General features: G+C 48.7%; 12 protein-coding genes and 1 pseudogene. 8 read left to right on the forward strand and 5 right to left on the reverse strand.

Going from position 1 to position 12,403, the window contains the following annotated elements; genetic code table 11:
* Positions 1-21: 21 nt before the first annotated feature.
* The 8 genes and pseudogenes from S2091_RS24495 to S2091_RS14065 all read left to right on the forward strand — a co-directional run.
* Positions 22-438, forward strand: a pseudogene (locus S2091_RS24495) (redoxin domain-containing protein); the annotation flags it as partial.
* A 123-nt stretch (positions 439-561) separates the two neighbouring features.
* Positions 562-1,167 (forward strand): (2Fe-2S)-binding protein, encoded by a 606-nt coding sequence (locus tag S2091_RS24500; RefSeq protein WP_243405433.1) that lies wholly within the window; start codon positions 562-564, stop codon positions 1,165-1,167.
* The gene (locus S2091_RS14040) at positions 1,164-2,159 is read left to right on the forward strand and encodes an FAD binding domain-containing protein (RefSeq protein ID WP_105532571.1); all 996 of its coding nucleotides are present in this window, start codon (positions 1,164-1,166) and stop codon (positions 2,157-2,159) included. Before S2091_RS24500 ends, S2091_RS14040 begins: the two co-directional genes overlap by 4 nt.
* Positions 2,159-4,408, forward strand: a complete 2,250-nt coding sequence (locus S2091_RS14045) for a xanthine dehydrogenase family protein molybdopterin-binding subunit (protein WP_207769716.1) — start codon at positions 2,159-2,161, stop codon at positions 4,406-4,408. The genes S2091_RS14040 and S2091_RS14045 overlap by 1 nt, the downstream gene beginning before the upstream one ends.
* Before the next feature lie 199 nt (positions 4,409-4,607).
* Positions 4,608-5,048, forward strand: a complete 441-nt coding sequence (locus S2091_RS14050; protein ID WP_243405426.1) for a CHRD domain-containing protein — start codon at positions 4,608-4,610, stop codon at positions 5,046-5,048.
* 194 nt (positions 5,049-5,242) lie between these two features.
* The gene (locus tag S2091_RS14055; protein ID WP_105532573.1) at positions 5,243-5,629 is read left to right on the forward strand and encodes a PRC-barrel domain-containing protein; all 387 of its coding nucleotides are present in this window, start codon (positions 5,243-5,245) and stop codon (positions 5,627-5,629) included.
* A 118-nt stretch (positions 5,630-5,747) separates the two neighbouring features.
* Complete coding sequence (locus S2091_RS14060) at positions 5,748-6,257, forward strand: hypothetical protein (RefSeq protein ID WP_105532574.1); 510 nt, start codon at positions 5,748-5,750, stop codon at positions 6,255-6,257.
* 165 nt (positions 6,258-6,422) lie between these two features.
* Positions 6,423-7,364 carry a patatin-like phospholipase family protein gene (locus S2091_RS14065; protein ID WP_105532575.1) on the forward strand — a complete coding sequence of 314 codons (942 nt, stop codon included), beginning with the start codon at positions 6,423-6,425 and terminating at the stop codon, positions 7,362-7,364.
* Positions 7,365-7,400: 36 nt separating this feature from the next.
* Here S2091_RS14065 and S2091_RS14070 read toward each other — a convergent pair whose 3' ends face one another.
* The 5 genes from S2091_RS14070 to S2091_RS14090 all read right to left on the reverse strand — a co-directional run bounded on the left by S2091_RS14070 (position 7,401) and on the right by S2091_RS14090 (position 12,252).
* The gene (locus S2091_RS14070) at positions 7,401-8,159 is read right to left on the reverse strand and encodes a transporter (RefSeq protein WP_105532576.1); all 759 of its coding nucleotides are present in this window, start codon (positions 8,157-8,159) and stop codon (positions 7,401-7,403) included.
* A 63-nt stretch (positions 8,160-8,222) separates the two neighbouring features.
* Positions 8,223-9,917: a thiamine pyrophosphate-binding protein gene (locus S2091_RS14075; RefSeq protein WP_105532577.1), complete on the reverse strand. Its 1,695-nt coding sequence runs from the start codon at positions 9,915-9,917 to the stop codon at positions 8,223-8,225.
* 277 nt (positions 9,918-10,194) lie between these two features.
* On the reverse strand, positions 10,195-10,461 hold the full coding sequence (locus tag S2091_RS14080; protein WP_243405427.1) for a hypothetical protein: 267 nt from the start codon (positions 10,459-10,461) through the stop codon (positions 10,195-10,197).
* A 59-nt stretch (positions 10,462-10,520) separates the two neighbouring features.
* A complete protein-coding gene (locus tag S2091_RS14085) occupies positions 10,521-10,709 on the reverse strand; it encodes a hypothetical protein (RefSeq protein WP_105532578.1) in 189 nt (62 codons plus the stop codon).
* Positions 10,710-11,025: 316 nt separating this feature from the next.
* Positions 11,026-12,252: an AI-2E family transporter gene (locus tag S2091_RS14090; protein ID WP_243405434.1), complete on the reverse strand. Its 1,227-nt coding sequence runs from the start codon at positions 12,250-12,252 to the stop codon at positions 11,026-11,028.
* Positions 12,253-12,403: the final 151 nt, after the last annotated feature.

The raw sequence follows: 12,403 nt of genomic DNA on the forward strand, positions 1-12,403 counted from the left end.
AGATATTGCAAAGGAGTTTCGATGTACGCACCGCCACCTCCCTGTTCACGTTACGACATAACAACCCTGTATGAAATTGAGCCGGAAGCGCAGATCGGCTCTCTGGCACCGGATTTTTACCTTCCAGAACGATTCCAACATCGCCATTTCAGCGAGCTGCGCGGTACGCCGGTGATCATGGTTTTTTCGCCTTCTGTCTGGGATCCATCTGCGGCAGAGCAATTATCTTTCCTGAAAAATCTTCTGGCTTACTGTGCACCGACCTACGTCAATCTACGTGAGCTCAGTTTTGAAAATGAAAACTATTTCCTGAAATTCGATTTGCCGCAAGCCTCGACGATGATTGCTGTATTGCATGACTTTGACCCAAGCGGCGGCATCGCCCATGCCTATGGTGTATATGGTGAGCGCGCCGTGATCGTGGTCGATGCAGAAGGCTTCTTGCGTGAACGCTATGTGATTCCTGTCGGGACGATGCCGCGCATAGATCCTCTGAGGCAAGCGCTCGAAATACTGGGCAATGATTACGGCAGTGTGGCAACGGGGAGTACAGGCCAGATCATGCAGGTCAATCGCCGTCAATTTCTGGCGTCGGCGATTGCTGCATCATTGACGCTCTGGATCTGGCCGAACATTGCACTGGCCGATACGCCAACTGGCAACCCCAAATCGAAGAGCAATGCGCTCATCCCACCAACATCGCGCGCATTGACACTAAAAATTAACGGTGAATTCCACACACTTAATCTCGATACCCGCGTCACCCTTCTCGATGCTTTGCGTGAAAATCTTGGCCTGACCGGAACCAAAAAGGGTTGCGATCAGGGAACGTGCGGTGCCTGCACAGTACTGGTCGATGGTCGTCGCATCAAAGCCTGCCTGACACTCGCAGCGATGGAAGAAGGTAAGCAGATCACCACCATCGAAGGACTTGCGGAGGGCGGTCAGCTACACCCAATGCAACAGGCCTTCATTGATACCGATGCGCTGCAGTGCGGCTACTGCACGCCAGGTCAGATCATGTCGGCGGTTGCGTTGATGCACGAAGGGCATGCGGGCAATGACGATGAGATTCGTGAATGGATGAGCGGCAATATCTGTCGGTGCGGCGCCTATGCCGGAATCGTTGCGGCAATCAGCAATGTGGCAAAAGGAGTCAAGACATGAACCCGTTTCAGTACAGCCGCGCACAGTCGATAGATCAGGCAATTCAGTCAATCCGCGCAGCAGATGGCGGCAATGCGCGATTTATTGCAGGCGGCACCAATTTGCTCGACCTGATGAAAATGAATGTCGAGCAACCTGGCCAATTGATCGACATCAATTACTTGCCCTTGTCCGAACTCCATATCGACAACACCATGCTGTCCATCGGTGCATTGGCGCGTATGAGCGATGTGGCTGCGAACACCGAAGTTGCGCGCCGGTTTCCGGTGATAGCGCAATCGCTGCTGGCCAGCGCATCGCCGCAGTTACGCAACATGGCCAGCATCGGGGGAAATATGATGCAACGCACACGCTGCAGCTACTTTCGTGACACCGCTTGTGCATGTAATAAGCGTGAACCGGGCAGCGGCTGCGCAGCGCTGGGCGGCGACAATCGCCGACACGCGATTCTTGGCATCAGCCCGCACTGCATTGCCACCCATCCTTCTGATCTGGCGGTGGCGTTAATGGCATTAAGTGCACGCATAAAACTGCATGGGCCGAATAGTGATCGCACTGTCCCGATTGATGATTTTTTTCTGGTACCCGGATCGACGCCCAATTTGGAGCACAATATACAAATCGATGAGCTGATCGTCGCGATTGAGGTTCCTGCATCACCACTCGCAACACGCTCTTTTTACCTCAAAGTACGCGAACGGGCCTCGTTTGAATTCGCTCTGACTTCGGCAGCGGTTGCGCTGGATATCCGAAATGGCGTGATAGCAGAGTCGCGCATCGTATTGGGTGGTATTGCAACCAAGCCGTGGCGCGCCCGGGATGCAGAAGTTTATCTCGCCGGAAAGCCGGTACAGGAAAGTCATTTTGTTGCCGCGGCACACATTGCGCTTGCGCAAGCGCAACCGGGCAAGGACAACAAGTTCAAGGTCAAGCTGGCGCAACGAACCGTGGTACGCGCGTTGACGACGTTAGCTGCGGGAGAGATCGCGTGATGAAAAATATCGGCGACCCTATCGCCCGCGTCGATGGTCGACTTAAAGTAACTGGTGCGGCGCTGTATTCAGCTGAAATTCCTTTGCTTAAAACGGCATACGCAGTGCTGGTCACCTCAACCATCGCAAGCGGTCGTATTACCGTGTTGGATGAAGATAGAGCGCGCAGCATAGCAGGCGTAATTGCCGTATTTTCCTACAAAAATGCGCCGCGCCTGAGTCGACCGAAAATGATGCCCGCCGGACAAAGCATACCCATCTTGCAAAGCCCCGATATCTATTACGGTGGGCAAGTTATTGCAGTGGTACTGGCGGAGTCGCTGGAAAGCGCAACCCATGCCGCGTCACTGGTGACAGTGAGCTACAGCACGAAAGTAGCCGCCATCGACATGAACGCCCACCTTGCCAGCGCCTTCGTTCCGGCCAAGCGTCAAACCGGTGAAGATCCCTCGTCGAAACGGGGTGACACTACTGCCGGGTTGGCACAGGCCGACATCAAACTTGATTTGCTCTATACCACGCCGGTGGAACATCACAATCCGATGGAGCCGCATGCCACCACTGCAGTTTGGGAAGGCGACCAGCTGACGGTGTACGATGCCACGCAGGCCGTCACTAATTCTGCCCATTCGCTCGCGCAGATATTGGGAGTACCAGTGGCAAATGTGCGCGTCATCTCACGTTTTCTTGGTGGTGGGTTCGGTTGCAAGGGAATGAGTTGGCCGCATGTAGCAATCGCGGCAATGACCGCGCGTGAAATCAAGCGCCCTGTTAAGCTGGTATTGACGCGCCCGCAGATGTTTACCAGTAACGGGCACAGACCAACTACCCGGCAGAGTATTCATATCGGCGCAAACCGTGACGGGAAGCTAATGGCAATCAACCATCACGTCGACAATCACACATCTGCACTGGATAATTTTACTGAAGCGTCCGGCAGTCCGACTGAATTTCTCTACGCATGCAACAACGTGGAGATATTGCACCGGCTGGTGCGTCTCAACACCGGCACACCGACATTTACCCGCGCACCCGGCTTTGCATCGGGATCGTTTGGATTGGAGTCGGCCATGGACGAGATGGCCTGCAAACTCGACATCGATCCGGTGGAATTCCGCCTACGCAATTTCGCAGCGCACGACCAAGCAGACAACCTGCCTTGGTCCAGTAATTCATTACGCGAATGCTACGCAGCCGCCGCCGCACGCTTCGGCTGGGAGAAACGCAAAGCGACAACCGGCTCACAACGTGACGGGCGCTGGCTTATCGGATATGGAATGGCGAGTGCTACTTATCCGGCGCATTTCCAGGCTGCGTCAGCCAACGCGACGATCTTCGCTGATGGCAAGGTGCTGGTTCAATGCGGGACTCAGGACCTTGGCACCGGCACCTACACAGTGATGTCGCAAACCGCCGCTAGCGTGTTGGGTGTTGAGGTAGAGCAGGTACGTTTTGAACTCGGCGATACGCGTCTGCCGCCGGCACCTGGCTCCGGCGGTTCTACAACGGCTGCCAGTGCCGGATCAGCTGTTTTCAATACCGTTCAAAAATTGCGTGACCGCTTGATCCAACTCGCTGCGACCGATACGAGTTCGCCGCTTCATGGTATTGATGAAAAACTGATTGTGATTCGCGACGGACGTCTTTCGTCAACTGGCGTGCCAGGACGTAGCGAAACATTGATCAAATTGCTGTCCCGACAATCGCAGCCCAGTGTCAGTGTCACATCCAGTACCGGCCCTGGCCCGGAACAAGGTTACCCAACAGCGCAGACGCCGGGCAATGTGCCGGGGGAAAAGCCGAAAAGCCATCATTCATATAAAATTTTCGGCGCGCATTTCTGCGAAGTACGGGTCGACCCTGAATTGGGTGAAGTGAAGGTAACGCGGATGGTTAGCGCCTTTGCCGGCGGTCGAATTCTGAATGCACGTACCGCACGCAGCCAATTGCAGGGCGGTATGATTTGGGGAATCGGCATGGCATTGATGGAAGAGACGCGTATCGATACGCAGCGCGGCTTTTTTTCCAACGCCAACCTGGCCGATTATTTATTGCCGGTGAATGCCGACATACCATCCATCGAAGCATTGCTGGTGGAGGAAGTCGACCCGTATGTCAATCCGATTGGCAGCAAGGGCTTGGGCGAAATCGGTATTGTCGGGGTTGCAGCCGCCGTTGCCAACGCTGTTTACAATGCGACCGGCAAGCGGATTCGCGATCTGCCTATCACTGTCGACAAGATCATCTGACCGTAGCAGGACATCACCGAAATTGATATCACGCTATGTACTTTTCCCAGTATCGATACTCGAACTAACGTCATCAGCAAAAAATATCAATCTACAATTTTATTTAAGGAGGGTATGCATGATGGCACAACGCGAAGAATGAGTAGTACGAATCAAATGGTGAACAGTAAAAACTTAATGACAAAAAAGGAATTAAATCATGAATAAATACAACTATCAAAATCACGTTACGTCGATGTTAAAGATCTTGCTACTGGGTTGTTTTCTGGCAGTCGGGGTAGGTGCTACCAATGCAGCAACAACGCAATTGACACTAGTCGGTGCAGCAGAGACGCCACCCGTTAAAACTTCGGCGACAGGCACCGGTAGCATCACCGTCAATGCCGACAAAACGGTAAGCGGTTCGGTGACAACGACAGGGCTGGTAGGAACAGTAGCGCATATACACCTGGGTGCTGAAGGTAAAAAAGGCCCGGTAATTATTCTTTTAACCAAGTCTGGTGAAAATAGCTGGTCAGTGCCAAGTGGTTCAATACTCACCGATGCCCAATTTGCCAGCTATAAAGCTGGAAATCTTTATGTGAATGTCCATACTGCAAAAAATATGGATGGAGAAATTCGCGGGCAATTGATGCCTTAATTGAATAGAATCGGCGAAAACCGCTGAAAAATCGGGGGCTGCTTTAGCAGTCACCCTGTCATTTTCCACATGACACTTCTATTCGACAACAAACATAGGACCAACATAATTCACTTACTGGGTGCGCTGCCGTACTGACTTTATTTATTTATTCCGTCATTCTGATATCTAGGTTAATCCTTGAAAGAAATCCAATGACTTACGGTGAAATCGACGCGTTAGAAAGCGTTAAAAGTATTGGTAAACATGGGTCACGTCATGTCTTAATGGGCGCAAATAAATTAATCGGCAATAAAGTAAACAATGTCCAAGGTGAGCCTTTGGCCGACATTATGGACATTATGTTAAACATGGAAAACGGGAATATTTCCTATGCAATATTGGTGAAAAAATCTGTGATATTGATTGATGAAAAATTATTCGCCGTACCTTGGAATTGGCTGAAGCTAGATACCGTAAATCATCAATTTATTCTCAATGTTGATAAAGCTCAATTCGACAATACACCAGGATTCGATCCAAAACATTGGCCTGACACGGCGGTTCAATCGTGGATCGATGATATTCAACGTCATTTCTGATTAGTGAAAAGCTATGCGCCGTCCCTTGGAATAGGCGAAAACCCCAGAAATTGACCGACCTTTGTGTTGACGCAATTCGTCAACGGCACTACTGATAATTATTTTTTTGGGGAAAATTATGGCTACCATCATCGCATCGAGATTTCAGTTGAAGGAACAGGCTGAATTAGTTGTCGAACAATTGATTCAAGTAGGTTTCGCAGCGGGAAAAGTCACTTCATTCTATGTAAATCCAGCAGGCCAGCACGATGCCTATCCGATTGGAGGTGACCGCTATCAATCTCCGGGTATGACTCAGTTTGGAAAGAACTTCGCAGTGGTGGAAGCCGTTATTGGTGTAAGCGCACCTAAAGAAAATCACATGGGAAATCATCCGTACCAAAGAACTGGTCAAGCTAGCAGTGAGCATGCTACTGTTGCTGACAACTCTGTCCATCCAGATGATATAACCCCGATACGTAAGGCCGGCATGTTGGTGGCAGTCGAATTAGAAGATCAGAATTTCCAGGACCGGGCAATTTCTTTTCTAAAGAGACTTGGCGCAGAGAATATTGAAAAATTAGAAGGTGAAATTATTGAAGGTGAATGGCATGATTTTGATCCATTGAGTGAGCCGTCTTATTTATAGCCATTTTTAGGGTTTGATGCCGGGCTCTATGCAGTAAAATTTAGCAAGCTTGAGCTTTTCATAAGTCTATACAAATTGGCATTTGCGTGACACAGTTCATCATTCAAAAAAAGAAATGTGATGGCATGGATTTGAACCGCGTTATTACAGAAAGCTGAATTTTAAATGAATAAACAAGATGAATACGCCGTCAGTGCTGAGGAAACTGATAAAAACTTTAGAATTCAAGTAACCGGTAACGAATATCTGCCACAAAATCTACCCGCCCGAAAGTTGACATTGATCTGTGAGGGAGGCGGCCAGCGCGGGATATTTACTGCCGGCATTCTTGATAGTTTCATGCAACAAAAATTTTTTCCTTTCCACGCCTTACTTGGTGTTTCATCCGGGGCACAAAATCTAATTTCCTACGCTTGTGAGCAATCTGGTTATGCACGGGATGCCATTTTTCATTACTCCACTAACAAGAAATTTTACAACCCATTGCGTTTTGCGCGCGGTGGGCATTTAATCGATCTGGATTGGTATTTCGACGCTTTAAACCAGGATATGCCGTTAAATATTGAACATGGCTTACGTAGGCTTGCGGGCCGGTCATTTCACATGTGCGCCAGTCGTCGTGAGACATTGGAGCCAGACTATCTTTCGTTCCATTCCAATGATGTGGTTCAGTCTCTCAAAGCCTCCTGCGCGATACCGCTATTTTATCGTCGACCCGTGGTATTGGATGGCGTGGATTATTGGGACGGCGGCGTGGCGGATTCATTGCCGGTGCAAGCCGCACATAGTTGGGGTAGTGACTGTATTGTCGTCATTCGAACTCAGCCGCGTGAATCTATAATTCCTCTGAACAGGTTGCCCCGGAATTGGCGTCTGAGGGGATTGCAGAAACTGGGGAGCCTGGTAGAAAGTTATGTGGAAAATTATAATGCCGCGATGAATTTTATCGAGAATCCACCTGATGCAGTAAAGGTCATTGATATTGCCCCGATCAAGCCACTTAAAAGTCGTTTGCTGGGTAGTAGCTTAGAAGTGCTTCGGCATGATTATCAGTTGGGTCGACTGTGTGGAGGATACTTTTTGGAAAACTATGCCTCGCGGTTTTAATTTAAAATTTACTTTTATGCACAATAATTTTTATGCTTACCAAGTCCACTGATAACCAAGGTACAGTGAGCGCTGATTAGTTTGATTTATATTGGTAATGCCTTTTCCAATTGAAAACAGCAAATGATTATGTTCATCAAAATTATAATTTGCGCCCACATTGAACCCCGAACTTGCGCCTCGGCCTTGAACTTGTTCGGTGTTATAGAAAATCTCACCACCTAACGTGAGTTGTTCCGAAATCTCCTTTTGTAGTTGCCATCCGTAAAACCAATGATTTTTTGCATCAGGGGCATGATTAATCCAATAGCCACCGCCGCCATAAGTTTGCCAACTGCCCCATTTTTTTTGCAGCCATATGGGTAGGAATACTTGAGTTTTACCATTACCCAACCCCTTTTCGGCATCGCCGCTAGGCGTTTCAATCAGTGGGAAAACCCCAATCATCGGCATGCTGTCTGTTTCCTGTATAAACCGATATTTTGCACCAAGTTCAATATCGCCTAAACCGAGTTGTCGTGAACCATTGTTAGGGCTATTGAATTCGTATGGAATAATAATATGCAGTTGTAAATCAGGTGCAGCGCCGTAGTTGTATTCAATGTGGGGAAGAGTTCCTGTGGTGCCATTGCTTGTTTGAGTTTGCATTGTTGAAATGTAGAGCTCGGAATGCTGATATTCAACTGGCTCAGGATCGTCCGTGAGAAACGGCGGTCCAGCATTAGCCAACAAAGACGCAAATAGCGAAATCCAAAACAAAAAGAGGGCAATAAAAACTCGGGGATAGTGGGTCATTCATCACCTGTATCGATAAGCATTGCCATTGATACGCGTTTTAACGTAACTTTCGCGTTTTATTCATTTGTCGCGGATCGAAAGTATGGCTTCTTTTACCCGCGCCAGCCCAAATCGCCATACTTGATCAATGTGAATATGCGGCATAGAGGGCAATTCTGCTGGATCAATAAATACATTCAACACCGCAGGGCCAGTTACTGCAAATAATTGATTTAACCCGCTTTCTAGGTCACCTGAATTCTGTACCGTAAATCCTGATACGCCACAAGCTTTTGCAAATGCGGCAAAATCGATATTAGGGAATTTGCTTCCTTTATGTGCGGGTAAGCCAGCCACTTCCATTTCAAGGTGGACGAGACCCCATTCTTTATTATTGAAAACAATCACTTTCACTGGTAAGTGATGTTCTACGCTGGTCATAAACTCACCCAGCAGCATGGTAAATCCACCGTCACCTACCGCAACAATGACCTGCTTGTCGCGATTAAGTGCCTGTACGCCATTTGCCTGCCCTAAGCTGGTGCCGACTGCCGCATTATTGAATGACGCTAAAATCCGCTGTTGACCGGACTGCTGTAACCAATTGCCGCACCACAGCGTCACGATCCCGGTATCGACGATGAAAGTGGCGTCGCTTTGCGCAAAACGACTGATGCCTCGTACCAACGCCTGTGGATTGATATGTTCCAAACTCTCCCTCAACAGCGCTTTTTTATCCAGCATCTGGTCCCATTTTTTGCGCGCAGCAGTAACTTTCTGCAAAAAATCACCATCTTTCCGTTGCGGTAATTGTTCAAGCAATTGCGTAATTGTCGGTTTTATCGCGCCGACAATGCCCAATTGCACCCCGGTGCGACGTCCAAGAACTTCCGGTCGCAAGTCGATTTGAATGACTTTGCCGTTTTCGGGTAAAAACTCGGTATACGGATAATCCGATCCCAGCATCAGAACCAACTCCGCATCCTGCAGGGCGTCGACACCCGGTGCCCCACCAATTAATCCGACCCCTCCTATCCAGTGAGGGTGGTTGTAAGCCACCATATCTTTGGCACGGAATGTATGCATGATGGGAGACTGCAAACGCTCTGCCAATTGCAGCACTTGCGGTATCGCAGAGCGGCAGCCGGCGCCGGCAAAAATTGCGATGTTCGCAGAGTGACCGATCAAACGGACTGCCTCGGTCACATCCTTCGGATCAGCCGCCATTTCGGGAGATTCACGCAATGTGGCAAGGCTCGCCATTTTTGCACCGGTTTTTGCCGCAAACACTTCCGGTGGAATATTTAAATGGGAGACCCCGCGCATGCCGTAAGCATGGGCGATCGCCTGATGAAATACATGGGAAGCCTGATCTGGGTTAGCAAGCGTTTGCGTATAGACGGTGACGTCACGAAACAGCAAATCGGGGGTATTTTCCTGCAGATAGTCGTTGCCCCGTTGGGTAGCCGGTACGCCACCGGAGATTGCCAGTACCGGAGCATGATCTTTGTGCGCCTCATATAATCCCGCGATCAGGTGGTTGGCGCCTGGGCCAGTGGTACCGCAACAAACCGCGAGCTTGCCGGTCAATTTAGCTTGGCCTGCGGCAGCGAGCGCGGCTCCCTCTTCATGTCTTACACCTATCCATTGCATTCCCCCATGTCGTCGTATGGCGTCGGTCAACGGATTAAGTGCGTCACCCACCACACCAAAAATCTGACGGACACCAATTTCGTGTAGGGTAGCAACCAAAAGCTCAGCGACGGTTTTTTGCATTGTATTCTCCAGGTCTGGAACGACTACACTATTCGGTCGATGTGTCGCCTCCCTTTATGAGGTAAAAGAATGGCATATATTTATACGCAAGTAAGTACGTCAGCACACATAAAGAAATTTAATTTTGTGCATTTTCACTGCATAAAGCGTCTTGTGAAAGCGGCTATTGATAGCCAATGCGATGTCGTCATATCACAATAATATTTAACGCAAGGATAGTTGTAAGCGCCGGGCTCCAACCCACTAATCGACACTCAATAACTGTTAAATCGAACGTTCATTGTTTAGAAACGCCAATCTTTGCTGAAACAGGCTCGTTCTTTCGAACAGCCCTTAAATTCAGAAAAAACAACCCGATCTGTAATCCAATGAGCGCATAGGCACCATCGTGCCAACCCCAAAGCACCCATAATGCATTGCTCAGGATAAAACACCAAAACCCTAAACTTCGCTTTCGTTTCGACTGAGACGCAACAAGCCATGCGGCAATCAGCGTTGCAACCATAGCGATCCATGGCAAAGTAATTAGAGCAGAATCAAGCAAGCGAGCTTCTCCTGATACTTATTATTTTTTACGGATACGGTAGTCGAAATGCACGAGAATCAGTCGCAAATTAACCAGTCACCAACAGCGGCAATAGCCAATGCTTTTTGGTCAAGCTCAAAAGTTAAACTCAAGATGTTGCACTGATTCTTTGCCAATTCTAGAATGACACCCTTTACATGCAACGGAAAATGCTCGCTGCCATGCACCAGATCAGCTATCGAATTCGTCGTTATACAGCCTTGCATCAATTTCCCATCGAAGACCGCAAGCCTTGCGTTTGGTAGGGTAGCAATACATGTAATTTCGAACGCGTAGGCCACGATATCCCTCCTTCTTGTCGGTGACGGGCTATTGCAAAGACTGAGCGCAAAAAAATATCCCGTCTGTTCGCTACCGTACCGTACTTGCGAGAACACCTGTGTTGTACTCGCATACTTACACTTTCATGACTGCTCGCTCAATCACGCTAGCATGGTCATGCCTATTGCTCACAATAAAGGCCAGGCTTATCGGACGGCAACAGAAAAATATGGAAACGTTAAGCAGGAATTTTTGACGCTTTCAATTACCCAACAGCTCTGTAATGGCTTCCATCCCCTCAATATGCTCCGATACGACCTTGACCAACACGATGATAGGTATGCCGAGCAACAAGCCCCAGGCTCCCCATAGCCAGCCCCAAAAGAGCAGTGCGATAAATACGCCGGCAGGATTCATTTTGGCGATTCTCCCTGTCATCCATGTAGTAACGAACACGCCCACAAAAGTAGTAATACCCAGAGAAACGCCAGCGACCATGAAAGCAGTTGAGAGCGAATTGAATTGCATAAATGCCGCGAGACCCGTAACAACCGCGATCAATACAGTACCGAAATAGGGAATGACATGCAAAAAACTGCTGGTGAGCGCCCATGCGCCGGCGTTGTCTACGCCAATTATTTTGAAGGCAATCCAGCTGAGAATACCGACCAGCGAATTGGTCACCAGAAGCATGAACATATATCGCTGAATGGATGTATTGATATGGTTCAAAATTAATACGGTTATTTTTTTCTTATGCAAAGTTGGCCCGGCCAACTTAACCAGTTTACGTTTGAACATATCGCCGGACAACAATAGAAAAAATACCAAAAACAAGACCATCGTTGCTTGTCCAAGAAAACCAAGCAGACTCATTGAGCCCAGGAACAGCCACTCTCTCAATTTGATAACGGATTGATCGGTTGGCGCTAATCTGCGCAGCTCCACCTTATTTCCGGCAGCCTCGGTGGTGGCCCTCTCTAATTCCGTCGCTGCGTCCTGCACCTTTTCAATTAACGTCGCTTGACCATATCGACCGTTTGTCAGTTCGACAGATAGCCTGTGTGTTACGGCGGGTAATTGCACAAGTATTGAATCGAATTCCGCAATCAACAAATTAACATGCATACCTGTCGCCAGCATGATGCCGCCGATTAGCATCGATGTCGCCACTATGCGAGGCAATTTAAGACGTTCAAGTGCGCAGACTAGCGGGTTTAACGTATATGCAATAAAAATTGAAAAAATTAAGGGTATTAGAAATTTTTGGGAGAAACTCAAGGCAAATACGAAGGCGACTATACCGACAGTTGTCAATGCCCAGCCATGCTTTAAAAGATGTATGCGCAAAGTGCGCGGAGAGAAATTCTTGTTGTGCACTTCTTCCGCTTGCGTATTTTCCGTCTCGCTCGCATCGTTTGGTGGAGAGATTGAAGCCAACCTTTCCATCTCCCTTGACTCAACCACAGAAGGCGGCGGTTTTTGCATGCTAGGCACTTATGCTCACCTTTAGCCGGTAGAGATTGAATCCCAGAACAACAGGGAGTAACGACGATAACTCGCCACAAACGTTCCGACTATGCGGCGAGATAAGGTTTAACAGGAACATAATGATCATTTCTTGCAAGCGCACATACAT

Source organism: Solimicrobium silvestre (assembly GCF_002976435.1).
In the GTDB taxonomy this organism is placed as follows: Bacteria; Pseudomonadota; Gammaproteobacteria; order Burkholderiales; family Burkholderiaceae_D; genus Solimicrobium; species Solimicrobium silvestre.

What these genes read in the sequence shown, in the direction of transcription:
- S2091_RS14070 (WP_105532576.1), bottom strand. Translation starts at nt 8,159, where the DNA reads ATGACCCACTATCCCCGAGTTTTTATTGCCCTCTTTTTGTTTTGGATT.
- S2091_RS14085 (WP_105532578.1), bottom strand. Translation starts at nt 10,709, where the DNA reads ATGCAAGGCTGTATAACGACGAATTCGATAGCTGATCTGGTGCATGGC.
- S2091_RS14040 (WP_105532571.1), top strand. Translation starts at nt 1,164, where the DNA reads ATGAACCCGTTTCAGTACAGCCGCGCACAGTCGATAGATCAGGCAATT.
- S2091_RS24500 (WP_243405433.1), top strand. Translation starts at nt 562, where the DNA reads ATGCAGGTCAATCGCCGTCAATTTCTGGCGTCGGCGATTGCTGCATCA.
- S2091_RS14055 (WP_105532573.1), top strand. Translation starts at nt 5,243, where the DNA reads ATGACTTACGGTGAAATCGACGCGTTAGAAAGCGTTAAAAGTATTGGT.
- S2091_RS14045 (WP_207769716.1), top strand. Translation starts at nt 2,159, where the DNA reads ATGAAAAATATCGGCGACCCTATCGCCCGCGTCGATGGTCGACTTAAA.
- S2091_RS14065 (WP_105532575.1), top strand. Translation starts at nt 6,423, where the DNA reads ATGAATAAACAAGATGAATACGCCGTCAGTGCTGAGGAAACTGATAAA.
- S2091_RS14075 (WP_105532577.1), bottom strand. Translation starts at nt 9,917, where the DNA reads ATGCAAAAAACCGTCGCTGAGCTTTTGGTTGCTACCCTACACGAAATT.
- S2091_RS14050 (WP_243405426.1), top strand. Translation starts at nt 4,608, where the DNA reads ATGAATAAATACAACTATCAAAATCACGTTACGTCGATGTTAAAGATC.
- S2091_RS14090 (WP_243405434.1), bottom strand. Translation starts at nt 12,252, where the DNA reads ATGCAAAAACCGCCGCCTTCTGTGGTTGAGTCAAGGGAGATGGAAAGG.
- S2091_RS14060 (WP_105532574.1), top strand. Translation starts at nt 5,748, where the DNA reads ATGGCTACCATCATCGCATCGAGATTTCAGTTGAAGGAACAGGCTGAA.